General features: G+C 70.9%; 24 protein-coding genes. 9 read left to right on the top strand and 15 right to left on the bottom strand.

All coding sequences use genetic code 11. The annotated features are described in order from the left end of the window. The first annotated feature begins 69 nt into the window (after positions 1–69). Complete coding sequence (locus ACGFY5_RS36580; RefSeq protein ID WP_392727704.1) at positions 70–654, top strand: TetR family transcriptional regulator; 585 nt, start codon at positions 70–72, stop codon at positions 652–654. Here ACGFY5_RS36580 and ACGFY5_RS36575 read toward each other — a convergent pair. Genes ACGFY5_RS36575 through ACGFY5_RS36560 form a run of 4 tightly spaced genes read right to left on the bottom strand, consistent with a single transcriptional unit; the run spans position 644 to position 5324 of the window. Then, complete coding sequence (locus ACGFY5_RS36575) at positions 644–1957, bottom strand: AAA domain-containing protein (protein ID WP_392727701.1); 1314 nt, start codon at positions 1955–1957, stop codon at positions 644–646. The two genes, ACGFY5_RS36580 and ACGFY5_RS36575, sit on opposite strands and share 11 nt — an antisense overlap. Further along, positions 1954–3387, bottom strand: coding sequence for a hypothetical protein (locus ACGFY5_RS36570; protein ID WP_392727699.1), 1434 nt, complete (start codon positions 3385–3387; stop codon positions 1954–1956). Before ACGFY5_RS36570 ends, ACGFY5_RS36575 begins: the two co-directional genes overlap by 4 nt. Next, a complete protein-coding gene (locus tag ACGFY5_RS36565) occupies positions 3384–4487 on the bottom strand; it encodes a hypothetical protein (protein WP_392727867.1) in 1104 nt (367 codons plus the stop codon). The genes ACGFY5_RS36570 and ACGFY5_RS36565 overlap by 4 nt, the downstream gene beginning before the upstream one ends. Positions 4488–4541: 54 nt before the next feature. After that, positions 4542–5324, bottom strand: coding sequence for a hypothetical protein (locus ACGFY5_RS36560; RefSeq protein WP_392727697.1), 783 nt, complete (start codon positions 5322–5324; stop codon positions 4542–4544). A 91-nt stretch (positions 5325–5415) separates the two neighbouring features. Between ACGFY5_RS36560 and cmk the strand changes: the two genes are divergently transcribed. From cmk to ACGFY5_RS36535, 5 genes are read left to right on the top strand one after another with little or no spacing between them, the layout of a single operon-like run. Then, complete coding sequence (gene cmk / locus ACGFY5_RS36555; protein ID WP_392727694.1) at positions 5416–6135, top strand: (d)CMP kinase; 720 nt, start codon at positions 5416–5418, stop codon at positions 6133–6135. Next, positions 6135–7553, top strand: a complete 1419-nt coding sequence (gene der, locus ACGFY5_RS36550) for a ribosome biogenesis GTPase Der (protein WP_392727692.1) — start codon at positions 6135–6137, stop codon at positions 7551–7553. Before cmk ends, der begins: the two co-directional genes overlap by 1 nt. Continuing rightward, positions 7550–8146, top strand: a complete 597-nt coding sequence (locus ACGFY5_RS36545; protein WP_392727689.1) for a sulfite oxidase-like oxidoreductase — start codon at positions 7550–7552, stop codon at positions 8144–8146. The genes der and ACGFY5_RS36545 overlap by 4 nt, the downstream gene beginning before the upstream one ends. A 1-nt stretch (position 8147) precedes the next feature. Further along, positions 8148–8870 (top strand): ferredoxin reductase, encoded by a 723-nt coding sequence (locus ACGFY5_RS36540; protein ID WP_392727687.1) that lies wholly within the window; start codon positions 8148–8150, stop codon positions 8868–8870. A 55-nt stretch (positions 8871–8925) separates the two neighbouring features. Further along, positions 8926–11817 carry a YfhO family protein gene (locus ACGFY5_RS36535; protein WP_392727684.1) on the top strand — a complete coding sequence of 964 codons (2892 nt, stop codon included), beginning with the start codon at positions 8926–8928 and terminating at the stop codon, positions 11815–11817. Here the strand turns inward: ACGFY5_RS36535 and ACGFY5_RS36530 are convergent. The 3 genes from ACGFY5_RS36530 to ACGFY5_RS36520 form a co-directional block, all read right to left on the bottom strand. Continuing rightward, on the bottom strand, positions 11758–12402 hold the full coding sequence (locus tag ACGFY5_RS36530; protein WP_392727864.1) for a GNAT family N-acetyltransferase: 645 nt from the start codon (positions 12400–12402) through the stop codon (positions 11758–11760). The genes ACGFY5_RS36535 and ACGFY5_RS36530 overlap by 60 nt on opposite strands. A 118-nt stretch (positions 12403–12520) precedes the next feature. Continuing rightward, positions 12521–13858 carry an NtaA/DmoA family FMN-dependent monooxygenase gene (locus ACGFY5_RS36525; RefSeq protein ID WP_392727681.1) on the bottom strand — a complete coding sequence of 446 codons (1338 nt, stop codon included), beginning with the start codon at positions 13856–13858 and terminating at the stop codon, positions 12521–12523. Further along, on the bottom strand, positions 13855–15024 hold the full coding sequence (locus ACGFY5_RS36520; protein WP_392727678.1) for an LLM class flavin-dependent oxidoreductase: 1170 nt from the start codon (positions 15022–15024) through the stop codon (positions 13855–13857). Before ACGFY5_RS36520 ends, ACGFY5_RS36525 begins: the two co-directional genes overlap by 4 nt. Before the next feature lie 132 nt (positions 15025–15156). Between ACGFY5_RS36520 and ACGFY5_RS36515 the strand changes: the two genes are divergently transcribed. Beyond that, positions 15157–15579 (top strand): hypothetical protein, encoded by a 423-nt coding sequence (locus ACGFY5_RS36515; protein ID WP_392727676.1) that lies wholly within the window; start codon positions 15157–15159, stop codon positions 15577–15579. Here ACGFY5_RS36515 and ACGFY5_RS36510 read toward each other — a convergent pair. Beyond that, on the bottom strand, positions 15569–16585 hold the full coding sequence (locus ACGFY5_RS36510; protein WP_392727674.1) for a medium chain dehydrogenase/reductase family protein: 1017 nt from the start codon (positions 16583–16585) through the stop codon (positions 15569–15571). The two genes, ACGFY5_RS36515 and ACGFY5_RS36510, sit on opposite strands and share 11 nt — an antisense overlap. Positions 16586–16743: 158 nt before the next feature. Here ACGFY5_RS36510 and ACGFY5_RS36505 point away from each other — a divergent pair, with 158 nt between their 5' ends. Continuing rightward, positions 16744–17964, top strand: coding sequence for a serine hydrolase domain-containing protein (locus ACGFY5_RS36505; protein ID WP_392727671.1), 1221 nt, complete (start codon positions 16744–16746; stop codon positions 17962–17964). Here the strand turns inward: ACGFY5_RS36505 and ACGFY5_RS36500 are convergent. The 4 genes from ACGFY5_RS36500 to ACGFY5_RS36485 all read right to left on the bottom strand — a co-directional run bounded on the left by ACGFY5_RS36500 (position 17937) and on the right by ACGFY5_RS36485 (position 21605). Continuing rightward, complete coding sequence (locus ACGFY5_RS36500; RefSeq protein WP_392727669.1) at positions 17937–19091, bottom strand: MFS transporter; 1155 nt, start codon at positions 19089–19091, stop codon at positions 17937–17939. The genes ACGFY5_RS36505 and ACGFY5_RS36500 overlap by 28 nt on opposite strands. A 37-nt stretch (positions 19092–19128) precedes the next feature. Further along, a complete protein-coding gene (locus tag ACGFY5_RS36495) occupies positions 19129–19578 on the bottom strand; it encodes a hypothetical protein (protein WP_392727666.1) in 450 nt (149 codons plus the stop codon). 228 nt (positions 19579–19806) lie between these two features. Next, positions 19807–20586 carry an LLM class F420-dependent oxidoreductase gene (locus ACGFY5_RS36490; protein WP_392727664.1) on the bottom strand — a complete coding sequence of 260 codons (780 nt, stop codon included), beginning with the start codon at positions 20584–20586 and terminating at the stop codon, positions 19807–19809. Then, positions 20583–21605, bottom strand: coding sequence for a YbhN family protein (locus ACGFY5_RS36485; RefSeq protein WP_392727662.1), 1023 nt, complete (start codon positions 21603–21605; stop codon positions 20583–20585). The genes ACGFY5_RS36490 and ACGFY5_RS36485 overlap by 4 nt, the downstream gene beginning before the upstream one ends. A gap of 318 nt (positions 21606–21923) precedes the next feature. On the opposite strand from ACGFY5_RS36485, the gene ACGFY5_RS36480 reads away from it, so the two are divergent. Then, positions 21924–22739, top strand: coding sequence for a hypothetical protein (locus tag ACGFY5_RS36480; protein WP_392727660.1), 816 nt, complete (start codon positions 21924–21926; stop codon positions 22737–22739). A 103-nt stretch (positions 22740–22842) separates the two neighbouring features. Here the strand turns inward: ACGFY5_RS36480 and ACGFY5_RS36475 are convergent, their stop codons facing one another. The 3 genes from ACGFY5_RS36475 to ACGFY5_RS36465 all read right to left on the bottom strand — a co-directional run bounded on the left by ACGFY5_RS36475 (position 22843) and on the right by ACGFY5_RS36465 (position 25921). Beyond that, positions 22843–23190 carry an Lsr2 family protein gene (locus tag ACGFY5_RS36475; protein WP_392727658.1) on the bottom strand — a complete coding sequence of 116 codons (348 nt, stop codon included), beginning with the start codon at positions 23188–23190 and terminating at the stop codon, positions 22843–22845. Between the two features lie 127 nt (positions 23191–23317). Beyond that, complete coding sequence (locus tag ACGFY5_RS36470; protein ID WP_392727655.1) at positions 23318–24523, bottom strand: MFS transporter; 1206 nt, start codon at positions 24521–24523, stop codon at positions 23318–23320. Between the two features lie 45 nt (positions 24524–24568). Continuing rightward, complete coding sequence (locus ACGFY5_RS36465; RefSeq protein ID WP_392727861.1) at positions 24569–25921, bottom strand: GH1 family beta-glucosidase; 1353 nt, start codon at positions 25919–25921, stop codon at positions 24569–24571. Between the last annotated feature and the right edge of the window lies 1 nt (position 25922).

Raw genomic sequence — 25922 nt, 5'->3', positions numbered from 1 at the left:
CGATCTCCTCGAAACAAACAAACCGTTCGGTCTGTTTCGACAGTAGCAGCAGTCGTTAGGCTTCGAGCCATGCCGGGGACCGCGCGGGGTGAAGCCACCTACCAGCGAATTCTCGAAGCCGCGACCGAAGAGTTCGCCGAGCACGGCATCGCCGGCGCGCGCGTCGAGCGGATCGTGGCGGCGGCGCGCACGAACAAGGCGCAGCTCTACGGGTACTTCGGCAACAAGGACCAGCTCTTCGACGCGATCTTCTTCGCGTCGCTGGAGCGGATCACGAACGTGGTGGCGATCGACGCCGGTGACCTGGCCGACTGGGCCGTCCGGCTCTACGACGAGTACCTCCGCCGCCCCGACCTCATCCGGCTGGCCACCTGGGCGCGCCTGGAGCGTCGCCCGGCCGGGCACCTGGTGGAGCAGCACGGCGAGTACGAGGACCGGAAGCTTCGCGCCATCGCCGAGGCGCAGGCCGCCGGGCGCGTCCGTCCGGGCGATCCGTTCGACGTCATGGCCCTGGTCATCGCGATGTCGATGGCCTGGTCACCGGTGAGCAACGTCTACGCGGCCACCGCCGACGAACCCACCGCCGTCCACGACCGACGCCGCTCCCTCCTCCGCGACACCGTCCGCCGCGCGATGGAGCCCGCTAGCGGGTGACCGTGTGGGGCTCCAAGTGGGCGAGCATGGTTTGGTTGGCGGCCCAGCCGTCCGGGAATTTGACCGGGTCGCCGAGGTGCACCGGGGCGCTGGACGGGTGGGCGTCGAGCAGGTCGCGGATGCCCTCGCGGGCCACGACGATGCACGCCTGCCGGTGCCGGGACGCGAGCACGCACAGCCGCCCCGCCTCGAGGTGGAACGCTGTCGCGTCGCGTCGGCCGGAGAGGGGATGGAGGAAGACCGTGACGTCGTACTCGCGGCCCTGCAGGCGGTTCGCGGTGTCGACGACGATCTCCGGGTGGTCCAGCGTGGCCCGGATCGCCGCCACCTGATCGCGGTGGGCCGCGCCGACGGCGATGCGCGAGGGGCCGACCGGTGACACCGCCGAGCCGTCCCGGGCCGTGGCACCGCGTTCGAGCAGCCTGCGAGCGATCGCGGCCACCGCCTCCACCGCCTCGCCGTCGGTGCGCAGCGTGTGGCGTCGCGGCAGCTCCAGGAGGCCCCAGCCGCCCGCCGCGGCCTTCGCCAGCACGGCGTCCTCGGCGCTGCGGCCGAACGGCGCGACCGAGAACCCGAGCTCGCGCTCACCCGGCCCCGTGCCGGTGCGGAACCCGGTGAACGGATAGAACGCCGACGCCACCACCTCCTGCGCGGTGTGCGGCAACCGCCACGACACCGGCAGCCGGTGCACCGGCACCCCGGGGTTGTTGCGCAAGAGCACCGAGATCGCGCTCTGCATCGGATCCCACGTCAGCCCGCGCCAGCGGTCGTTCTCCACCGTCGAGAACGGGTCCAGCTGACCCGGGTCCCCGACGAACAGCGCCCGCTCGAACCGGGGGGCCAGCACGAGCAGCGCGTCCGAGCGCATCTGGTACGCCTCGTCCACGATCGCCCAGGGCCACACGTGGTCCTTCACGTGCGCCCACTTCGCCGCGGTCGCGATCGTCACCAGCGGGTCGTTCAGGTCCCCGAGGCTGCTCGACACGACGACGTTGGGCAGCGCCGCGAGCCGCAGCGGCGCCACGAACCCGCCCCGCGACAGCCGGCCGATCCACGCGTCCGGCCGCGCCTCGTACAGCGACCCCGACAGCCGCACGATCAGGTCGTCGACCTGCTCGTTGGTCTGCGCGACGATCATCAGCGGCTCGCCCGCCAGCGCCAGCTCCAGCGCGGCACGCACGACCAGCGTCGACTTGCCCGCGCCGGGCGGGGAGTCGACCACGATCCCGCGGTGGGCGCCGGAGCGCAGGTCGGCGAGGATCGCCTCGGTGGTCTGCGCGGCCTCGAGAGCGGGGGCGGTCATTCCCAGGTCTCCGTCGCGTCCTCGTCGGTCGGCACGTACGGCTCCGGCGGTCCGCCGTGCGTCCACGGCGTCTCTTCCGCGGGGGGCAGTGACGGGCCGCGGCCGCCGGACGCCAGCACGCTGCTGTACGTCAGCTCCTCGCCTCTGCGGGGCAGCACGTCGAGCATGCTGCCGCCCTTCGCGGGCCGGACGCCCTTGTCGATCTCGATCGTCACTTCCCCGTCGTCCACGGACAGGATCCGGCCCGACTGCTTCGGACGCACCGGCGAACCGACAGCCGTCCCGGCCGCCAGGTGCACCGGATCCTCGGTGCGCACGACCACCAGCGGCCGCTTCACCAGGTTGCCGTTCTCGTTCTCGACGCGACGCTCCGCGTCGAGCGCGACGACGATGCCGCGGAACGCCTCCCCGGTGACCCGGAAGTCCGCCATCACCAGCGGATCGTCGAACGAGCGCGCCACGGCGTACTCCTGCAGCGCCCACTCCAGCGAGGCCAGCCGGCGGGCAGCGGCCACCGCGCCGTCGCGGCGTGCCTGCGGCAGCCCGTCCTCGGCCATCCACTGGTGGAACCGCGCATAGTGACGACAGTCGGCGGCCCACCGCCCGGCGACCGACGTGCCCGGCGTCAACCCGCGCATCCGGTCGATCGCCTGCCACGTCAGGTCCCAGGTCGGGCGGGTCTGACCGCTCAACACGTGTTCCAGTCGGGCCACCGACCCGGCGGCGATCGCCGGGGCGAGCACCTCGTTGTCGAACGTCGGGTCGGTCGACGGGCCCGCCGGAGGCCACAGCAGCGGGTCCTCGGCATCGCGGGCTGCCGCACGCGCGCTCTTCCCCGCGGGCGGGTCGATCCAGCCGAGCAGCGCCGCGAGGTTCGCGTCCTCCAGCGCGCTCTGACCGGTGGCCCAGTGCGCCGAGAGCACCTCGGTCGCCGCCAGCGCCGCGCTCGCGCCCGGGTACTCCGACCGTTCGGCGAACCAGGTCAGCCACCGCCCGAGCACCGGCACCCCGGGCGCCACGGGATAGTCACCCGTCGTGCGGCGGAACCGCGTCGAGCGTCCGAAAAGGCGCAGGAAGGCGAGCCCGCCGCGGTTGGGGACCCAGAGCTGCGGTGCGTCGTCCGCGGTCGGGTCCTCGCCCTCGACGGCGACCGGGAACGAGGACAGGTACGCCAGCAAAATCTCGGCCAAGGCAGCCGCGAACGCGAACCGCAGCTGACGGTCACGCGGCTGCGGCACGATCAGCAGCCGGGGCCGGGCCCGGTCCGTGCCGATCATCGCCGCCAGCGGCGCGTTGGCCTCACCGGCGAGCGCGAGCGGCACGAACACCAGCGGACGCGCCGCGACGTGCACGTGCCGGACCGTCGTGATCGGCTGCGCGACCCCGTCGGCGACCGCGACCGCCCGCGCGTAGGCGCCGATCGCGCTCACGCGACCCCGCCGCCGGCGGCGCGCACGTCGCCGGCCGCGCGGACCTCGTGGTACACGCGGGCGGTGGTGCGGAGGACGGCGGCCACCTCTTCCTGGTGGTCCGCGCCGGTCCACGACCCGTCGGCCAGCGCGAGCGCCTCCGCGACCGTGTCGACGCCACCGAGCTGCTCACGCACCGCGGTGCCGAGCGCGTCGGTGTGCCCGGACGCCTCGTCGCGGCAGTAGAAGCCCAGCTCGCAGTGGCCCAGACAGTCGGGGGAGTACCGCGCGCTCATCTCGGTGAGCGACGCGGACACCTCCTTGGCGTCGGACTCGAGGCTGAGCGTCAGGCCCTCGGGCAGCGTGTCGAGCAGCGCGCCGACCTTCTCCAGCCGGGCGAGCTGGTGGCCGAGCACGATCAGCTGCTTGCGGACGTCGACCTTGGTGGCCACCGGCTGGTTGGAGAAGTCCTTCGGGCAGACCAGCACGACCTCGTCCGCGACGGCCTCGGGCCGTCCCAGCAGCTGCCGCAGCGCGTGCACGTACACCGCCGACTGGATCGCGGCGGCCGCGACCTTGCTCGGGTCGGCCTGCCCGTCGATCACTGCGAAAGACTTGATCTCGACGACGTGGAACACGCCCTCGTGCTGGAACGCGACGAGGTCGGGCTCCAGGTAGACGCTCTGCCCGGCCACGTCGAGCCGCAGCAGTGGGTGGTCGAACAGCGTGTTCTCGTCGCCGTGTGCGAGCCGCTGCTCGGAGTAGGTGTTGCGCAGGTCCTCGGACGTGTTGTCGCCGACGCTCTCCAGGTCGGCATAGGCCACCTCGGTCAGGTCGAGGCCGAGCGTCTCGCGCAGCAGCGTCAGCAGTTCGGCGCAGCCGTCGGCCTTGACCTGCGCCTCGAACGCGTTCCCGCGGGTGATCGCGAACGACGACTGGCCGAACGGCGCGGGGAAGCCGATGTGGCGGGCGAGCGCGTCCTTGTCGATCCCGGCGGTGTCGAGGACCGCGCGCCGGGAGCATCCCGGGTTCGTGGTCAGCGCCGCGACCGTCCGGGCGTTGTGACGCTTCGGCGGGGCGCCGCCGCGCAGCACGGCCAGGCGGGGATCGGACGGGGGAATCTTGTGCACGGAGATCCTTGGCGGGGAAGCGGGGTTCTCTGGGAACAGTGTGACTCAGGCGCTGCCGTGTTCGGTCGCGACGGCTCCGAACTTGGCGCCGAACAGTTGCTGGACCTCGTCCAACCGGTCCCGTGCGCGCCGGGCCGCGTCGTCGCGTCGACGCTGGTCGGCGTCGCGGTGCAGGTCCAGTTCCGCGAGCGCCGCCGCGGCCACCGTTTCCGGCCGCACGGAGTCGGAGCCCGTCGCCGCGCCGGGGATGTTGGCGGCGAACCGCCAGAGCAGCCGACGTGCGGCCGGGCCCGGGTCGGTCAGCCGCTGGATCTCCTCGGCCAGCCGCGCGGCCGCGGTCAGGAAGTCGACGCGGGGGCTGAGCGGCCCGACGATGCGGGTGGACATCGACCAGGTGGACACCGCGAGCAGTCCTCGGGCCGGTGCGAGCAGATCCGCGGTGAGCGCCGCGCACAGGTAGTACGGCCGGGCCTGCGGGGCCGAGCGGAACGAGCGCTCCTCGTCGCGCCGCAGGCTGGTGAGCCGTGCCGAGGTGATCTCGCCGGTGGAGAACGCCTCGTGCACCTGGACGATCAGTTTCAGGGCGGCGGGCGCGCCGAGCATCGTCAGTGCCTGGTGCACCTGTTCACGCAGGGGGAGCAGAGCGACGGGCCGTTCGACGCGCTCGGGCGCCAGGGTTTCGAGCGCCGCTTCCCACTCGTTCTCGGCGTCGCGGAGCTCGGCGCGCAGCGTCCGCGCGCGTGCCCGGTCACCCGCCGTGACGGCTCGGCGGACGGCCGCCCGCAGGTCGTCGATGTGGCGCTCCAGCGCCTCGGCGGATTTCGGCACCCTCGGACGGTAGCTCGTTCCAGTATTCTCCAGCAAGAGCCAGTGTTTTCCTGTTTGCACAGCCGTGACCCGGAGCGGGCATGATAGGGAGGTGTTCGGTTCACAGGAAGGCCAGCCGTTGAATACGGGTTTCCGGGGCGTCATCGCCGTCGACGGCCCCTCCGGATCGGGCAAATCGAGTGTCTGCCGCGAGGTCGCGCGCACGCTCGGCCTCCGCTACCTCGACACCGGTGCGATGTACCGGGCCGTCACCTGGGCCGCGCTCGACCGGGGCCTCGACCTGGCCGACGAGCCTGCGGTCGCCGAGCTCAGCCGGTCGCTGGTCCTCGACATCGCGACCGATCCCGCGTCACCCAGGATCGCCTGCGACGGCGTCGACGTGACCGCCGCCATCCGGCAGACGCGGATCTCGGAGAACGTCAGCGCGATCGCGACGAACCTGGCGGTCCGAGACGATCTGATCGCCCGGCAGCGTGCCCTGATCGAGGAGAAGGGCGCCGGCATCATCGCCGAGGGCCGCGACATCACGACTGTCGTCGCTCCCGACGCGGACGTGCGGCTCCTGCTCACCGCCGACGAGAACGCCCGGATCGCCCGCCGCGCCCGGGAACTGCACGGCAACGACGACGCCGAGTCGCTCGCCGCCACCCACGCCCAGATCTCGACCCGCGACGCCCGCGACTCCACCGTCGTCGACTTCCTCGTCGCCGCGGACGGGGTCGTCGAGATCGACACTTCCACCTTGACGTTCGAGCAGGTCGTAGCCACCGTCCTCCGCGTCGTCGACCAGACCGCCGGAGCGACCGCCTGATGAGTGACAACTGGACCCAGCTCGCCGAGGAATACGACATTTCCGATGCCGAGCTCGCTGTTCTCGACGACTCCGACGAGGGGGACGACGAGGTACCGGGCTCACTGCCCGTGCTCGCCGTCGTCGGGCGCCCCAACGTCGGCAAGTCCACGTTGGTCAACCGCATCCTCGGCCGCCGCGAAGCGGTCGTGCAGGACGTCCCCGGCGTCACCCGCGACCGGGTCGCCTACGACGCGCTGTGGAACGGCCGCCGCTTCACGCTTGTCGACACCGGCGGCTGGGAGCCCGACGCGCAGGGCCGCGCCGCCGCCATCGCCGAGCAGGCCCGGTACGCGATGACGGTCGCGGACGCGGTGCTGCTGGTGGTCGACGCGCGCGTCGGCATCACCGAGACCGACGCGGCCGTCGCCCGCGTGCTGCAGCGCGGCGGCAAGCCGGTCGTGCTCGCCGCGAACAAGGTCGACGACACGAAGGGCGAGGCCGACGTCGCCGAGCTGTGGCGGCTCGGTCTCGGCGAGCCGTGGCCGGTCTCGGCGCTGCACGGCCGCGGCTCCGGTGACCTGCTCGACAAGGTGCTGGAGGAGCTGCCCGAGGCGCCGATGGAGGGCCGCTTCGGCACCGGCGGTCCGCGCCGGGTCGCGCTGGTCGGCCGCCCGAACGTCGGCAAGTCGAGCCTGCTCAACGCCGTCACCAAGGAGAACCGCGCGGTCGTCGACGCGGTGGCGGGCACCACCGTCGACCCGGTCGACAGCCTGGTCGAGCTCGGTGACGAGGTCTGGCGTTTCGTCGACACCGCGGGCCTGCGCAAGAAGGTCACGTTCGCCAGTGGCGCCGAGTACTACGCGAGCCTGCGTACGGCCGCCGCGATCGAGGCCGCCGAGGTGGCCGTCGTCCTGCTCGACGCACACGAGCCGCTGAGCGAGCAGGACCAGCGCGTCATCACGACGGTCGTGGAGACCGGGCGCGCACTCGTGCTGGCGTTCAACAAGTGGGATCTGCTCGACGAGGACCGCCGCGAGCTGCTCGAGCGCGAGATCGACCGCGATCTGCAGCGGGTCCGCTGGGCGCCGCGGGTGAACATCTCCGCGCGCACCCGCCGGGCGGTCGACAAGCTGGCCCCGGCGCTGCACGCCTCCCTCGAGGGCTGGGAGCAGCGCATCCCCACCGGACGGCTCAACAGCTGGCTGTCCGAGCTGGTCGCGGCCCACCCGCACCCGGTGCGCGGTGGCAAGCAGACCCGCATCCTGTTCGCGACCCAGGCCGGCAACAAGCCGCCCCGGTTCGTGCTGTTCACCAGCGGCCCCGTCGACGTGGCCTACACGCGGTACATCGAGCGGCGGCTGCGCGAGGACTTCGGGTTCGTCGGGTCGCCGATCCAGATCACGGTCCGGATCAAGGAAAAGCGACGGCGTAAATGAGCATCATCTCCCCCGGTTTCACCGGGCGCAGACGGCACGAGCGCGACTTACCGCCCGGCCAGTACCTCACCGAGGACTTCCCGGTGCTCACCTACGGCCCCACGCCGCAGGTGGACCTGGCCGAGTGGAACTTCGGCATCGTCACCGAGACCGGCGCGGTCCACGGCTGGGGCTGGGAAGCGCTGCAGGCCCTCCCGCGCGAGACGCCGCACGTCGACATCCACTGCGTCACCAAGTGGTCGAAGCTCGACACCGACTGGGAGGGCGTGTCCCTCGACACGCTGTTCGAGAACATCGAGACCGAAGCCGAGTACGCGAAGGTCTACTCCTACGGCGGGTACTCGACGAACCTGCCGCTGGAGGACCTGCTCGACGGCAAGGCCTGGATCGCGTTCGGCTTCGACGGCCAGCCGCTCGAACCCGAGCACGGCGGCCCGGCCCGGCTGCTCGTCCCGCACCTCTACTTCTGGAAGAGCGCCAAGTGGGTGCGCGGCATCCAGTTGCTGCTGGAGGACGAGCCGGGCTTCTGGGAGGAGAACGGCTACCACAACTACGGCGACCCCTGGCGCGAGCAGCGCTACGAGGGGGACTGACGTGGTTCGGCGGCTGTCCTGGCAGGTCGGCACCGTCTCCGCGGTGCGCGACGAGACGCCCACCGCCCGCACGCTCGTGCTCGACGTCCCGGACTGGCCTGGGCACCTGGCCGGCCAGCACCTCGACGTGCGGCTGACCGCGCCCGACGGCTACTCGACCGAGCGGTCGTACTCGATCGCCTCTGCGTCTGCCGAAGGCCGCGTCGAGATCACCGTCCAGGTCGTCGACGACGGGGAGGTGTCGCCGTACCTGGCCCAGGTGCTCGACGTCGGGGACCCGCTGGAGCTGCGCGGCCCGGTCGGCGGGTACTTCGTGTGGCGTCCGGGCGACGCTCAGCCGGTGCAACTGATCGCGGGCGGATCGGGCGTCGTGCCGCTGATGGCGATGGCCCGCGCCCGGGCGCAGGCGGGGTCGGACACGCCGTTCAAGCTCCTGTACTCGGTGCGGAGCCCCGCCGAGGCCATCTACGCGTCCGAGCTCGGCGATCTCGGGATCGATCTGACCTTCGCCTACACCCGGCGCACCCCGCCGGACTGGCCGATGCCGCCCGGACGCGTCGGCGCGGGCCTGCTGGCCGCGCACGCCTGGACACCGGACGACAAACCACGCGTCTACGTCTGCGGTCCGACTCCGTTCGTCGAAGTCGTCGCGAACCTTCTGGTCGACGCTGGGCACGATCCGGCAGCCATCCGTACGGAGCGTTTCGGGCCAACCGGACGGTGAGCACCGCACGGTGCGTGCCGATCGTGTCGCCCGGGGCTGGTAGCGTCGCCGCCCGATGAGCGCGACGCAGGAACTCACCCCCCGGGCATCCGAAAGCCCTGCCGAAGAAAAGCCTCGACGCTGGTGGCGACGCCGGCCCGATGCGCTGGTCACGGTCGTCGTGCTCGCGATCGCCGCGTTCGCGATCGCGGGCATCGGTTCGCCGCTGTGGGGCGGCAGTTCGCTCACCGAGACCGGTCTGCTCGCCCGGGTGGCCCCGTACACCGACGGTCAGCTGCTCGGCGTCCAGCGTCAGACGCTCGACCTGGGTGACACCGTCGACTCCGCGGTCCCGAACGCCGCACTGTTCGGCGATGCGATTCAGCACGGTGAATGGGCCAATTGGAACCCGTACGCGCTGGGCGGCGGATCGCTCGGTGGCACGCCGAACGCTGGGATGGCGTCGCCGGTCGCGCTGCCGTTCTGGTTCCTGCCCGCGTGGCTGGCGTCGGCGTACATGCTGCTGCTGCAGATCATCGTCGCGGTGGGTGGCACGTACCTGTTCCTGCGGCGGCTGAAGCTCGGCAAACCGGCGGCGCTGCTCGGCGGTCTGGCGTTCGCCACCAGCGCGTTCATGATCGTCTGGGTCAACTGGCCGCAGAGCCGTGTCGCCGCGTTCATCCCGGCGGTGTTCTGGGCGTTGGAATGCGTCGTGCAGAACCGCCGATTGCGTGATGCCGCGTTGCTCGCGTTGACGGCTGCCGCGATGCTGCTGGGCGGCTTCCCGGCCGTGACGGGGTACACGCTGGCCACCGGCGCGTGTTACGTCGTGGTGCGGGGCCTGGCCGAGCACGGTCGGTCGCGTCGCATGCTCGGCGTGGGCCTCAAGGCGGCGGCCGGTGTCGGCGCGGGTGCCGCGCTGGTCGCGATCCAGATCCTGCCGTGGGTGTCGGTGATGTCCACGGTGCTGGTGCGCGGCCGCGGACAGACACCCGACCAGCACATCCCCACCCAGGTACTGCTGACGTCGATCGCGCCGTACGTGTTCGGCACCGTGCAGCCGCCCGAGGGCCCGTACTGGTACGAGACGCGGATCTTCCTCGAGGAGGTCGCGTATGTCGGAGCCGCCGTCGCGGTGCTGCTGATCGCCGCGATCGCGCTGTTCAGCCGGTCACGCGCGTCGCTGCCGCGGGCGGCGTTCCTGTTCTTCGTCGCCTCCACCGCGATCTGGGGCGGCATCATTTTCCTGGGCGGCCCGCCGCTCGCGGCGCTGCAGAAGCTGCCGTACCTGTTCAGCGACAACGCGGTCGAGCGGGCCCGCAGCATCCTCGGGTTCGGCGTCGCGGTGATCGCGGCGGTGGGGTTCCAGGTGCTGCTCGACCGGTCGCGCGATCACCAGGCCCTGCGCGACAAGCGTCGGCTGCTGTGGGGCGCCGCGGTGTGGACGGGCGTCGCCGCGTTCGGCGTCGTGCTGTACGTGTCGGCGCGGAGGTTCGCGCTGGTGCACGACGGCGAGTGGGGGTTCCCCGGCGGCGGCCCGCACTTGGGGTGGCTCAACCGTGAGCTCGCGATCGGGCTGATGTTCGTGTGCGCGGCGCTCGGGGCGGTGTTCTGGCTCTGGTTCGTACCCAGGTACAAGGCTTTGCGGTTCGCGGCCGCCGCGTTGATCCCGCTGGTCGTCGCTGCGCAGGCGCTGCTGTGGGTGCACAACTACTGGCCGCGGACACCGGTCAAGGACTTCTACCCGGTCACCGACACGCACCGGTACCTGGAGGCGAACCTCGGGCACGAGCGGTTCTGGGGCTCCAACGGCGCGGTGCTCGGTGGCGTCCACCAGATGTACCGGCTGCGCGGGCTGCAGGGACACTCGTTCGTCGAGGCGCGGTTCGCCGAACTGCTCGAGAAGATGCCCGGCTACCAGTTCAGCGCGCCGCCGAAACCGGCGACGTTCCTCTGGCCGCAGCCGCTCAACGACGGCACGTCGCCGACGAACCCGATCCTCGACCGGCTCTCGATCGCCGAGTACGTCACGCCGCCCACGCAGACTCCGTACGGCGTCGAGAAGAAGGACGTGGGGGACGGGTCGGCGTACACGCTCACGCCGGGTAAGCCGGTGAGCGTGCCGGTCACCGGGCCGGTCCGGGGGATCGGGGTGACGCCGGTGACGAAGGGCGTCAACGAGACCTACACAATGTGGATCAGCGTGGTTCTGCGCGACGCGAACGGCCGCGAGGTGGCGTCGTCGCAGCGCGTGGACCGGAACATCGCGGCTGACCAGCCGTTCTACGTTCCCCTGGCGGCGGAGGGTGTTCCGGCCGGCGCGAAGCTGACCGCCGAGATCGCGATGCAAGGTGCGGAGTCACTGGCGGTGGCCGGGCGGTCCGGTGCACCCGCGTTGTCGACTGTGGCGCCCACCAACGACGGCCTGACGCTGGTGCAGGACGGCGACGCGATCATCTACCACCGGAACACCGCACTCCCGCGGGCACGCTGGGCGTCGAGCGCGGTGGTCGAAGAGGATTCCGCCAAGCGGCTGGACCTACTCGCCAACGGATCGGTCGCCGCGGACGCCGTGGTGCTCGACGCACCGGGCGGCGCCACCGACGGCAAACCCGCGACCGTGCGGTGGGACGACGACGGCTTCGACGAGATGGCGCTGACCGTCGACGCCGAGGGCGCCGGATACCTGGTGCTGGCCGACGCGATCCAGTCGACGTGGCAGGTGACCGTCGACGGCAAGCGCGCGGATCTGGTGCGTGCCGATCACGGCCTGGCCGCCGTGCACGTGCCCGCCGGGAGGCACACCGTCGACTTCTCCTACGCCCCGAAGTACGCCGACCTCGGCACCTGGGTCAGCGTCGGCACTGCGCTCCTGCTCGTCGCTGTCGTCGCCGGTGAGTGGTGGTACCTACGCCGCCGGCGTACGGATCGCGCTGAACCGGGTGTTCTTGCGGAGAACGAAGCCTAGTTTCTCGTAGAGGGCGATCGCGCCGGTGTTCGACGCCGACGCGTGCAGGAACGGCACCTCGCCGCGGGCCCGAATGCCCGCGGCGACCGCCCGCACCAGCCGTCCGCCCAGGCCCTGCCCCTGGTGGGCCGGGTCGGTGCAGACCGCGCTGATCTCGGTGTGGCCGGGCGGGTGCATCCGCTCACCCGCCATCGCGACGAGCTTTCCGTCCCGCCGGATGCCCAGGTACGTGCCCATCTCGATCGTCCGCTGCTCGAACGGGCCGGGCTGGGTACGCGCGACCAGATCGAGCATCTCCGGCACGTCCGCCGGCGTCAGGACGATCGCTTCCTCGTCGCTGCGTGCGTCGACTCCGGCGTCGATCATCTGCACGCCGGGCATCGAGAACACGACCTCGTAGCCGTCCGGCGGCGGAACGTCGATCGCGGCCAGGAAGAACGTGGCGTCCAGGCCGACGAGCGCGCGCACGTCGGCCCAGACGTCCTCGTCCGCGTCCGGCGCGATCACCCCGAACGGCGAGACGTCCGGCTGGTAGCGGGCCGCGTGGCCGTGGACCTGAGCCAGGTGCCGGTGCGCGCCGGTCATCGAGGCCCAGGCCGGGTTGTCGAGCGGGTGCGGCGCGGCCGGCGTCGACGCCGGGTCCTGGAGAAGGCTCACCGGACGAACCTAGTTCGCGCCGGCCGCGTCGGCTTCGTGACGGTGGTCACGGCAGCGGCGCCAGGCCGAGGTGGTCGCGGAGGGTCTCGCCCTCGTACTCGGTGCGGAACACGCCGCGCTCCTGCAGCAGCGGCACGACCGTGTCGGCGAACTCGTCCAACCCGCCCGGCGTGATGTGCGGAACGAGAATGAAGCCGTCGCTGGCGTCCTCCTGCACGAGCGTGTTGATCTGCTCGGCGACCGTCGACGCCGACCCGATGAAGTTCTGCCGCCCGGTCACCTCGATGACCACCTCGCGCAGCGACAGCTTGTTCTCCGCCGCCAGGTCCCGCCACTGCTGCGCGACCGCGAGCGGGTCGCGGAACATCCGGACGCTCGCCCGCCCGCGCGAGATCGTGTTCTCCCCGACGAGCGGTTCGACGTCGGGCAGCGGACCGTCCGGGTCGTAGCCGGACAGGTCGCGGTTCCAGAGCTGCTCGGCGAACTTGATCGCGGTCTGGCCGCTCACCTGCTGGCGGCGGATCACCGCGGCCTTCTCCTGGGCGTCGGCATCGGTGTCGCCGAGCGTGAACGTCGCCGCCGGGAGGATCACGAGCTGATCCGGTGTGCGGCCGTACTTGGCCAGTCGGCCTTTGACGTCGGAGTAGAACGCCTGCCCCTCGGCCAGGGTGCCGTACCGGCTGAAGATCGCGTCGGCGGTGGCGGCGGCGAACTCGCGCCCCTCGTCGGAATCACCTGCTTGAAGGATCACCGGACGACCCTGCGGGCTGCGCGGGACGTTGAACCGGCCGCTGATGTCGAACTGTTCACCCTGGTGCCGGAAGGCACCGGCGTTGGCGTCGCCCAGGAAGACGCCCGAGTCCTTGTCGGCGACGATCTCGTCGCCGCGCCAGGAGTCGAACAACTCCGCGGCGGTCGCGAGGAACTCCTTGGCCCGGGCGTAGCGGTCCTCCTGCGCCAGGAAACCGCCGCGCCGGAAGTTTTCGCCGGTGAACGCGTCCCACGACGTGACGACGTTCCACCCCGCCCGGCCGTCCGACAGGTGGTCCAGCGACGCGAACTGGCGCGCGACCTCGTACGGCTCGTTGAACGTCGAGTTGATCGTGCCGGTCAGGCCGAGCCGCTCGGTGACCGCCGCGAGGGCGGCCAGCACCGTGAACGTGTCGGGCCGGCCGACGACGTCGAGGTCGTAGATCTTGCCGCCCTGCTCGCGCAGGCGCAGGCCCTCGGCGAGGAAGAAGAAGTCGAACTTCGCCCGCTCCGCGGTCTGCGCCAGGTGGACGAACGAGTCGAACTCGATGTGGCTGCCGCCCGCCGGGTCGCTCCAGACGGTCGTGTTGTTGACGCCGGGGAAGTGCGCAGCGAGGTGAATCTTCTTCGTCATGCCGGGACCTCCGAATACCGATTCGCGGGCCGGGGAAGACCCAGCAGGCCCCGGAGTGTGTTCGCCTCGTAGGAACGGCGGAACGCGCCGCGCTGCTGCAGCTCAGGGACCAGGCCGCGGGTGATCGCTTCCAGGTCGGTCGGAAGAACGCCGGGGCGGAGCCGGAAACCGGAGATACCGGCGGCCTGCCACTCGAGCAGCAGGTCGGCAAGTTCGGCGGGCGTGCCGGTGAAGATCAGCGCGTCGGACGTGAGCTCCTCGCCGGCCCGTTCGTCGAGGCGGGCCTTACGGTCGCGACCACCGAAGAGCACCACCAGGTCAGCGAAGACGTGCACGGTCTCGGCGGCGCGACCGGCTGCCTCCTGCTCGGCGCGCACCTCGGCCAGGATCGTGCGTGCGCCCTCGACGTCGTGCGGCGTCACGTAGACGACGTCGCTGCTGCGCGCCCCGAGCCGATAGGGGATCGTGGCGTGCGCCAGCGCGGTGACCAGCGGCTGACCCTGCGGCGGCCGCGGCGTGATGGACGGCCCCTTGACGTCGAAGAATTTGCCTTCGAAGTTGATGTAGTGCAGTTTGTCGCGATCGATGAAGCGCCCGGTCGCGGCGTCGCGGATCTCGGCGTCGTCCTCCCAGGAGTCCCAGAGGCGGCGGAGGACCTCGACGTAGTCGGCGGCTTCGTCGAAGAGGTCGGTGAAGACTTCGACGTTGTCCGGCTGGAACTGGGGGATCGTGCGGCGGCCGAAGTGCTCGGCCTCGTGGGCGCGTGCGGAGACCTGCACGCGGACGCCGGCCCGACCCTTGCTGACGTAGTCGAGCGTGGCGATGGCCTTGGAGAGGTGGAACGGCTCGGTGTGCGTGACGGTGGCGGTGGGGACCAGCCCGACGTTCGTCGTGCGAGGCGCGACCCGGGACGCGATCAGCACCGCGTCGAGGCGGCCGCGGACCTGGTCGACCCGGTCGTCCTGTCGGTCGTAGCCACTGGTCTGCAAGCCGACCGCGTCTTCGATCGTCAGGAAGTCGAGCAGGCCGGCATCGGCCTCGCGAGCCAGATCGACCCAGTAGCCGGCGGAGAGTAGTTCGGCTGGGCGAGCCTCCGGCTCTCGCCAAGCCGCCGGGTGCCACCCGGCGCCGTCAAACGCGACCGCAAGATGTAAGGGCGCAGACACGTTTCCGACCTTAACTCGCCCAGAGGTCGAGCGTCTAATCCCTATCGGACAACTATGCATTCCTCCTGGGTTATTTCGACGCGCCGGGGATATCCGTCCCACATGATCGGATCTAGGGTGGAATGAGAGGCGATGAGCGACAAGACCCGATTCACCGAGCGTGGCGTCGAGGAAGATCTCTCCGGGCCGGAGATCATGGCGACGTTCACTTGGGAGAAGACGCCGGAGCTCCTCCACGTGGGGCTGACCGACCTGTATTCCAGTGGGATGCAGGGCGGGAAAGTGGCGACGGTCTCGACGGTCTGGCTGCCCGCGAACCGGGCCATGGGTGACGGCATCGCCGAGTACGAGACGCTGGTCAGCGGCCTGGCCGAGCACCACGACGACTTCGGCGGCATCGAGCGCTGGCGTTCGCGCGAGGAGGCCGAGGAGGGGCACCGGGCGATGGTCGAGACGACCAAGAGCCGCCTGATGGGGGCCCACTCCTACACCGAGATCCACGTCGTCGACCGCGACCACAAGTACCGGACGGACGGCCCGGAGTTCAACGCGTGACCAGGACCACTTTCCCGGTGACGGTGCCCGACTCGGCGAGTTCGAGGGCCTTCGCCGCGTCGGTGAGCGGGATCCGGGCGGCGACCTGCGCGGTGATCGCGCCGTCGGCGAGAAGACGGAACACGGCGCCGAGGTCCTCACGGAGCTTCGCCTGGAACGAGGCGCGACGCCGGCGCCCGGTCCAGATGTTGTAGAACATCGCGCGGTGCCCGTTCGGCAGCGCGTTCCACCAGGCCAGTCGCGCGATGAGCGTCAGCACGGGCAGCTGCGAGTTGCCCGGGTCGTTCTTGGTCGCGGCCGAGCCGTAGGAGATGAGCGCGCCCTTCGGGGCCAGCAGCCGGTACGAGTCGTCGACGCTCTTGCCGCCGATGTGGTCGAACACGGCGTCGACACCGTTCGGCGCGAGCTCGCGGACGCGTGCCGGAACATCGGAGCGGTAGTCGATCGGCTCGGCGCCGAGGGCCCGCACGGCGTCGTGGTTGCGCGGGGACGCGGTGCCCAGCACCCGGATGCCGGCGTGCTTCGCCAGCTGGACGAGCGTCGAGCCGACGCCGCCGTTCGCGCCGTGCACGAGGATCGTGCCGCCGGGGCGCACCTTCGCGTGCCGGTGCAGCATCTGCCAGGCGGTGATGCCGTTGACGACGACGGTCTCGGCGTCCGCCGGGTCGATGCCGTCGGGCACCGGCACGAGGTCGCCCGCGTCGACGATCGCGTCGGTGGCCCAGCCGCCGATCTTCGTCAGCACGGCGACGCGACGCCCGTGCAGGGCGGGGTCCACGCCTTCGCCGGTCGCGGTCACCAGGCCGACGACGTCGTAGCCGGGCACGAACGGGAACGGCGGCTGGTCGTAGTACTTGCCGCGACGCATCTGCTGCTCGGCGAACGAGACGCCGCTCGCCTCGACGGTGACGCGGACCTGGCCGGGGGTCGGCTCGGGAAGCGGGCGCTGCCGGATGACGAGGCCGTCGGGCTCGACGAGGCCGGGAAGCACGATTTCGGTCATCATGGCGTTCTCCTTCGCTGGAAGAGTGGTTGACCACTCACTCTCATAAGAGTGATTGAACACTCACACCTGCGCCGATGTCAACCGTGAGAATCGGACGCGAGGCAGCGTCGCAGGCGATAAGGATGGAAGAGCGGCGCCGGGGCCGGGAGGAGAGCGCGATGACGCAGGTTGCACGTGAGGTCGAGCCACTCGAGGTCGGATTGGACCCGACCCGTCTCGCCCGGCTCGATCGGCATTTCGCCCGCTACGTCGACGACGGGCGGCTGCCGGGTTGGTCGCTGCTGATCAGCCGCTACAGCCAGGTGGCGCACACCAGCACGTACGGACTCCGGGACGTCGAGGCCGGTGCGCCGGTCACCGACGACACGCTGTTCCGCATCTACTCGATGACCAAGCCGATCACGTCCGTCGCCGCGCTGATGCTCTACGAGGAGGGCGCGTTCGAGCTCACCGATCCGGTGAGCCGGTACCTCCCGGCGTTCGAGAACCAGCGGGTGCTCACCGGCGGCACCGCCGCCAAACCGGTGACGGTGCCGGCGATCGAGCCGGTGCGGATCTGGCACCTGCTGACCCACACGGCCGGCCTCACGTACGGCTTCCACCACGTCGACGTGCTCGACGAGATCTACCGGGCGAACGGGTTCGAGTGGGGCACGCCGAAGGAGCTCGATCTGGCGGCGTGCGTCGACGCCTGGGCCGGGCTGCCGCTGGCGTTCCAGCCGGGCACCGAGTGGAACTACTCGGTCGCCACCGACGTCGTCGGGCGTCTCGTCGAGGTGGTGTCGGGGCAGTCGCTCGACACGTTCTTCGCCGAGCGGATCCTGGGTCCGCTGGGGATGACCGACACCGCGTTCTCCGCGTCCGACGCCGATCGCCTCGCCGCGCTCTACACGCCGGGGCTGGTGCGCAACAACCAGATGGGGCGCGCGGTGCTGCAGGAACCGCGGTACCTCTCCGGCGGGGGAGGCCTCGTCTCCACCCGTTCCGACTACCACCGGTTCGCGCGGATGCTGCTGAACCGCGGCGAACTCGACGGTGTCCGCCTGCTCGGGGACCGCACGGTCCGGTTCCTCGCCGCCAACCACCTGCCCGGCGGCGCCGACCTGGAGCAGTTCGGCCGGCCGCTCTTCGCCGAGACGCCGTTCCGGGGCGTGGGCTTCGGGCTCGGGGTCTCGGTCACGCTCGACCCGGTGGCCGGGCGGAACCTCGGCAGCGTCGGCGAGTTCGGCTGGGGAGGGGCGGCCAGCACCGCGTTCTGGGTCGACCCCGCCGAGCAGTTGGTCGTCGTGTTCCTCACCCAGCTGCTGCCGTCGAGCACCTACCCGATCCGCAGCCAGCTCCGGCAGCTCGTCTACTCCGCCCTCACCGCCGAGAAGTAGCGGGCGCGGCCGACGGCGGCGGCGAGCCCCACGGGAACGATCAGCACCGCCGCCACGGTGAACACCAAGCCGTACTCACCCCGGTCGGCGGGTCCGGACGCCAGCAGCGCCGCCAGTGCGCTGCCGGTGAACAGCGCGCCCGCGAACAGCGACACCACTGTCGCCCGCACCGCGGGCAGCACCTCGGTGACCCACGTCTGCAGCGTCGAGTGCAGCCACGCCCAGGCGAGCCCGAGCAGCAGCGCGGTGACGATCGCGACCGCCGGTGCCTGGGACAGCGCCACCAGCGTCGCGCCGACGAACGCGGCGGCGGCTCCCACCGCGGGCAGCTGCCAGCGGCCGAGCCGCCGGGACAGAGCGCCCGCCACCCGCGCGAACAACAGCATGCCGAGCCCGTAGAACGCGGTGACCGACCCGGACAACGCCGCCCCCGACCCCGCCGCCTCCACCGCCGCCGGGAGCAGCGTCAGCACGCCGAGGAGTACCACGCCGTCGCCGAACGCCAGCAGGAGCACCAGCCACGCCCAGCGCGACCGAGCGACCTGCCCCAGCGCCGCGCCCAGCCGCTGCCCCTGCCGATTCCGGGGCGCCGGGGTCAACCAGCGCAATCCCACCACCAGCAGCAGTGCGGCGACGGACGTGATCAGGAACGTCAGCCGCCAGCTCGTGAGCTGCGCGACGATCCCGGCGCCGGACGCCCCCAAGGCCGTGCCCACCGCGCTGCCCGACATCAGGTTCGTGATCTCGCGTTGCCGGTCGGCGGCCGGGACCGTGTCACCGAGGTACACCAGCCCGGCCGGGATCCCGGCGCTGAACGTGCCGCCCGCGATACCCCGGGCCACCGCCAGCGACCACGGCCCGGACACCAGCGCGGAGACCGCCGTGGCGACGGCCGCGATCAGCAGCGCCACCCGCATCGTGCGGATCAACCCGACCCGGTCGGAGACCATGCCCCAGACCGGCTGCATGAGCCCGTAGGCCAGGAAGTAGACGCTGGCGGCCTGGACGATCTGCGCCAGCGATACGCCGAGGTCACGGGCGATCGCGATCAGCATCGGGGGCATCGCGAACCGGTCGAGTGTGCTGACCAGTGCCGTCGCTTGCAACAACCGCCGGGACCTCAGCACGAACGCCGACGATGTCCGCGGGTCAATTTGTGAGCTGTCAGCGGCCGCATTCCGAAAGAGCGGTCCCGATCTGCCTATTCACCAACGCCGGGTCGAGGTCGGTGCTCGCGAGATAGGCCTGACGGGTGGCGTCGGCCAGTCGGCGGTACTGCTGATCGCCGGACGCGGCCGTGGCGCTCAGCTCACCGGCGGTGCGCAGTGCCGCGCCGTCCGAGCGCAGCAGGCTGTCGGCGGTGGCCGCGGGCAGGTCCGCGAGGATCCCGCACGCCTTGTCGGCAGCACCGTCCGGACCGGGCGTCGGCTCCGTAAGCAGCGAGTTTCCGAGCCACACGCCCCCGACGACCAGCGCGCCGCAGAGCAGGCCGAGCAGCGCAGCGAGGAGCGGGCGACGTCGGCGTGGCGGTGGGGGTGCCGGGGGTGCCGGCGGCCAGGTGATCGGTGGCGGCGATGACCACGTCTCGGTGGAGTCGATCGTGTCGAGGCTCATCGCCGGTCCTCCCCTCGTCGAGTGGTCATGCGCTGTCAAGAATAGGAATACACGACGAGCGAAATCGTCATTCGGTTCGCGAATTAAGGTCCTGTTAATGCAATTCAGCCGCGAATTGCGCCGTCCGAAGACGTGAAGTTGAATAAGGTTCAAAACGCCATTCAAGGACGTTGATGCCGTCCAGGGCGCGAATTGGGGCGGCCCGTCGCCGGGCCGCCCCCGACGGTTCTAGCCGTTGCGCTCGTCGCGCCAGGCGACCCACTCGCGCAGGGCTGACAGGTCGTAGTCGGGGCCACCGACGCCGACGGTGAAGAGCCGCACGCCCAGGTCGTACAGAGTGCCGCCGACGTCGGCCGGCTTGCCCTCGACGCCCGTCGAGATCTCGATCTCGGCCGCGTCGCGCCCCACGTCGGCGCAGTGCTGCTGCAGGATGCCGATCTTGCGCTCGATCGTCGGGGCGTCACCGAAGCTGTGCCAGATGTCGGCGTGCTCGGCCACCAGCCGCAACGTCTTCTTTTCGCCACCGCCGCCGATCAATTTCGGGATGTCCCGGGTCGGCGGCGGGTTCAGCTTGTCGAGCCGCGATTCGATGCGCGGCAGCGCCTGGGCCAGGTCGGCCAGCCGGCCACCGGCGGTGCCGAACTCGTATCCGTACTCGTCGTAGTCCTTCTCGAACCAGCCCGCGCCGAGGCCCAGGATGAGGCGGCCGTCGCTGATGTGGTCGACGGTGCGCGCCATGTCGGCGAGCAGCTCCGGGTTCCGGTAGCTGTTGCAGGTGACCAGGGCGCCGATCTCGGCGCGCGAGGTCTGCTCGGCCCAGGCGGCGAGGATCGTCCAGCACTCGAAGTGCTTGCCCTCGGGCTCGCCGTAGAGCGGGTAGAAGTGGTCCCAGTTGAACAGGATGTCGGCGCCGATCTCTTCCGCCTCGGCGGCGGCTCGGCGGATGGCTTGGTAGTCGGCGTGCTGGGGCTGGAGCTGCACCCCGATGCGAATGGCTCTAGAGCTCATGTCTGGAGCCTAATTCCTGCCTGTTTGTCCGGTTCGGCGGTGTACCGAGGATCCCGGCGCTGGCGCCGGCGGATCAGCAGCCACACGATCCAGCCCGCCGAGATGATGAAGCCGAGGCTGACGATCCGGTACAGCACGACCGCCGCGATCGCGGTGCTGGTCGCCATGCCACCGGCCACCAGGCCGACGATCAGCGCACCGTCGACCACCCCCAGGTTGCCCGGTACCAGCGGGATGCTCGCCGCGGCCATGCCCGCGCAGTAGGCCAGCACGAGCGCGATTGCCGTGATGTGGGGCGCGCCGACCGCCCGGCAGCACAGCCACAGGCACAGCGCGTCGAGCAGCCAGTTCGCCAGCGCGAAGTACGACGCGACAGCGAGGTCTAGCGGCCGGATCCGGACCGAGGTGAGTTCACCGACGAGCGCGACGAGGCGACCGCTGCCGCTCTCCGGGCGGTGGCGGACGCGGTTGACGAACGACTCGATCGCGGCGGCGACGGTCGTCAGCCACTGGGGGTGCCGCGCCATGGCCCGGACCGCGACGGCCAGCGCGAGGCCCACGACGAGGTAGGTCACCAGCGTGGAGTAGCCGCCGCCGCTACCGGCGAGGAGTGCGCCGCCGGCGCCGATGAGCACGAGGGCGACGCTCGAGAGCACCCCGCTCAGCGCGATGCACCAGGAGGCGGCCGCCGCGGAGGCGCCGTACCGCCGCATCTGCTGGAAGTTGTAGCGCGTGGAAAACAGCGGGCCGCCGGGCAGGCTGACCGAGAGCGAGTGCGCGGCGAAGGCCAGCGCGACGTGCCGGCCCAGGTGCACGGTGGTGCCCGCGGAGCGGAGCAGCCGCCGCTGCATGCGGGCGTAACCGCCCATCGAGACGAGTTCGGCGACGACAGCAGCCGCGACCCAGCCCCAGTTCGGGGTGTGCAGCTCGGTGAACGCCGCGGTCAGCGACGGCCAGCCGACGATCGCCTCGACCACGACGATCGCCGCGACGACCACGATCGGGACGATCCGCCGCACCATCGGCTCCTCTCAGGCGTTGTCCGACTAGTCACGTTAATCGCCCTGGTGGGCGGTGCTGCACGAGGTCGGGCAATCGGTTTTTCAACAACTGTTGATTTCCAACCTGCTGCGACCCTCGGCCGACGCCTGCAGCGGCGATGCACAAACGTGACTTGTGGCCGTAAATCAGTAGGAAATAGCATGATGCCCGGAAGGCCGGGTACTTCCTGTTCACGCACTGATCGGGCATCGGGGTGGCGCAAGGGGCGGAAAGGTCGATATCTATCGGCCACGGCTGTCGACCGCGCTGCGGGTCTCGTTGGGGGGAGGTCCACGATGGACCAAGGCGTCTCCGGTTCGGTGGCGACGAGGCCGAACGGCCGATCGTCATCCGGCAAGTCCGGCCCTTCGTCGGAACGAAAATCCGGCGCGACGACTCGTCCGGGGCCCGGCCGTCCGTCGCTGGCCCGGACCGACCAGTCCCGTCCGCAGCAGCGACCCGGGCTCGTGCCGGGCACGACCCGTCCGGCCCCGTGTGCTGCCCCGCTCGCGTCCGCGATGCGGGACCCGCACCGGCGTCCGTGGGCGCTCGGCATGGAGCGCCTGACCGTGCCGCCTGCGGTGCACGCGTCGATCGAGGACGCGGTTCTGGCGTTCGTGCGCGAGCGGGTCGCCCGGCCGGTTCCGAGTTCCGTCGTGATGAACGCCGCCCCGCGCCGCGCGCGCGTGGCAGAGATCGCGTTCTCGACGACAATCGGCGCGCTGGCAGTGCTCCTCGCGCTCGCCGTGGTGTCCACGCTGCTGCCGGGGGTGACCGCGGCGGGAGCCGTCGGGATCGGGTTCCTGGCCGCGACCGGCGGATTCGCCGGCTACTCGTCGTGGCGCTGGCTGCGGTGGATGCGTAACCGTGCCGAGCGTCTGCACTGGTCGGTGATCGCGGCGGCAGGTGCGGCGACCACTGCCGCCGAGATGTACGGAGCGGCGGCGATCGTGGCCTCGCACTCCGGTTTTCTCGAACGGATCACCGCGTTCGGTGGCCTCGGGTTCGTGACAGCGCTGACCGTGGCCGTCACCGGCGTGGTCGCCCTGATGAGCTACCACCGCTCGGTGACGGATTCCCAACTAATCCACTTCGCAAGGCGGTTCGCCTAACGGCAACGGGTCGGCCTCCCGGAGGCCGACCCGTGCGGAATGCACATTGCAGCGAATTGCTATTCCGCCGTCCCCATCCCCGAAAACACGGCGGAGCGGGGCGTCAGGCGGCGGCGTGGTACTTCTCGATGATCTCGGCCGGGATGCGGCCGCGCTCACTCACCTGCAGACCGTTTCGCTTGGCCCAGTCGCGAATCGCCTGGTTCTGTGCGCGGTCGGCACTCGGTGACGGCTTTGCGGTACCGGCGGTACGGGCCGCTTTCGCGGTGCCGCCTCGTCCGGCCTTACGGGCGGATTCCACGTACTTCGCCAGGGAGTCGCGAAACGCCTCGGCGTTCGCGGTGGACAGATCGATTTCGTAGTTCGCACCGTCGAGACCGAACGAGACGGTCTCGTCAGCAGTGCTGCCGTCGACGTCGTCGACGAGGAGAACCTGGACCTTGCGAGCCATTGTTACCTTCTGGAAGAAGAGGGGGATTCAAGCGCGGAGCCCACAATACTCTACGTGTTCAGCGCTAAGAGACCTCTCCCCGATATGCGCGCGGCGCAATTACCCTGCCCTTTGAAATTCCGCGCAATTATCGGGCGCGTTCCCGGGCGGCCGGCGTCGCGAACCCGGCGACGATGATGAGCGCGAACACGAGAAGCAGCGCGCGGAGAAGGCCGACGCCCTCGCCCAGGAAGCCGATCGAGGGCGGGCCCACCAGGAACGCGAAGTAGCCGATCGTCGCGACGACGCTGACCCGGGCGGTCGCGGTGCGGCTGTCGTCGGCGGCGGCGGACATGCCGACCGGGAAGCCCAGCGAGGCACCGAGCCCCCACAGCACCACACCGGCGGTCGCCAGCCCGGCCCACGGAGCGAAGATCACGACCAGCAGCCCACCGGCGGCCAGCGCGGTCGTCGTCCACAGCACCGGGACGCGCCCGTACCGGTCGAGGAAGAACACCCCGGCGACGCGTCCGACGGTCATCGCGGTGACGAACACGCCGTAGACGACCGCGCCGGTCGAGTTGCTCACGTCGTGCCCGTCGACCATCGCCAGCGCGAGCCAGTCGTTCGCCGACCCCTCGGCGAACGCCATGCCCAGCACGATCAGCCCGATCAGCAGCGTGCGCCGGTCGCGCCACATGCCCAGTCGCTCGCGCCAGCCGGGGTGTGGCTCCTCGTCCGACGAGACGGTGGCGCCCATGGCGTCGAGATGAAGGAACCGCACCGACAGGGCGACAGCAACCACCGCCGCGGCAGCGACCGTGGCGAAGTGCACGGCGGTGGAGACGTCGGCCCACTCGGCGAGCGCGCCGACGCCCGCACCGGCGATCGTGCCGCCGCTGAACGCGGCGTGGAACAGCGGCATCACCGTCCGGCCGAGCGAGCGCTCGGCCGCCGCGCCTTCCACGTTCATGGCGACGTCACACATGCCCATGCCGCCGCCGAGCAGCGCCAACCCGATCACGACGAACACACCGTGGGTGGACAGCGTCGAACCGAGCCCGACGATCGACAGCCCGATCGCGCCGACCGTGACCGCCGCGGCGATCGTCCGGCGCGAGCCGATCCACGCCAGGACGTGGCTGGCCGACGAGAGCCCGACGATCGACCCGGCGGCGATGCTGAACACGACCCAGCCCATCTCGGCGGTCGTGGCGCCCAGCGCGTCACGGACCGCCGGGACCCGGGACATCCAGGTGGCCAGCGCGAACCCGGTGATCGCGAAGACCGCGAACACGGCGTTGCGCCAGGCAACCACTACCGAACGCGAGATGACCGGTGCTTCTGCAGACATGTGAAACCATTCAATCGGCAACGCAGAACGGTAACTCAGGCAGATTTACCCCTGCGAAGCCCGGTACTCCCGAATGATCTGTGCATAGCGGTGTCCGCTTGCCTTCATCGTGCGCTGCTGGGTGGCGTAGTCGACGCGGACCAGGCCGAAGCGCTTGTCGTAGCCGTACGCCCACTCGAGGTTGTCGAGCAGCGACCAGACGAAGTACCCGGCCAGCGGCACCCCTTCGGCGGCCGCCGCGTCGATCGCCTCGAGATGTCGTTCGAGGTAGTCGATGCGGTCCTTGTCCTCGATCGAACCGTCGGGCTCGACGGTGTCCTGCCAGGCCGAGCCCTGTTCGGTGACGTAGATCCGCTCGGTGCCGTAGTCGGCGGCGATGCGCGTGAGGATGCGGGCGAGGCCGCCGGGGGACACCTCCCAGCCCATCGCGGTGTGCCGGCCGGGTACCTCGACCTGCTTGGCGTAGGGAGCGGGCCCAGACGGATCGTCGGCCACCACGGCCCGGAAGTAGTAGTTCACGCCCAGGTAGTCCGTCGGGGCCGCGATAGTGTCCAGGTCGCCGGCGAGCACCGGCGGCTCGTACCGGTAGGCCTCGACCATGTCCGCCGGGTACCCGCGTCCGTAGAGCGGGTCGAGCCACCACCGGTTCGTGTGGCCGTCGGCGCGGATGGCTGCGGCCAGGTCCTCCGGGCGGTCGGTCGCCGCGTCGACCGGGCTGGGGTTCAACACGATGCCGACGTTGGGCGCTGTGGACGCAGTGGTCGCCGACCTGATTGCTTGCGTGGCCAGGCCGTGGCCGAGCAGGACGTGGTGCGAGGCGTCGATGGCGCGGGGCAGGTCACGCAGGCCCGGCGCCATCGTGCCCTCCAGGTGCCCGATCCAGGCGACGCAGAGCGGCTCGTTGACCGTCGTCCAGTCGGTGACCCGGTCGCCCAGCTTCGCCGCGACCACCGCGGCGTAGTCGGCGAACGCCTCCGCGGTGTGCCGGGCCGGCCAGCCGCCCTTGTCCTGCAGAACCTGCGGGAGGTCCCAGTGGTACAGCGTCACGAACGGGCGGATGCCGGCGGCGAGCAGCTCGTCGACGAGCCGGTCGTAGAACGCCAGACCCTTCGCGTTGACCGCGCCGGTACCGGTCGGAATCACTCGCGGCCAGGCCACCGAGAACCGGTACGCGTCGACGCCGAGCTCGCGGATCAGCCCGAGGTCGTCGGCCCAGCGGTGGTAGTGGTCGCAGGCGACGTCGCCGGTGTCGCCGTTCGCGATCGCGCCGGGAACGCGGCCGAACGTGTCCCAGATCGAGGGGGAGCGGCCGTCGACGTCGACCGCGCCCTCGATCTGATAGGCCGCCGTCGCGACGCCCCAGACGAAATCCGGCGAGAGATTGGAAAGGTGGTGCAAG

The sequence above is a fragment of the Cryptosporangium sp. NPDC048952 genome, from assembly GCF_043197895.1.
In the GTDB taxonomy this organism is placed as follows: Bacteria; Actinomycetota; Actinomycetes; order Mycobacteriales; family Cryptosporangiaceae; genus Cryptosporangium.
The sequence above is the reverse complement of the archived record's forward strand: the minus strand, read 5'-3'. Positions and strand labels throughout refer to the sequence as shown.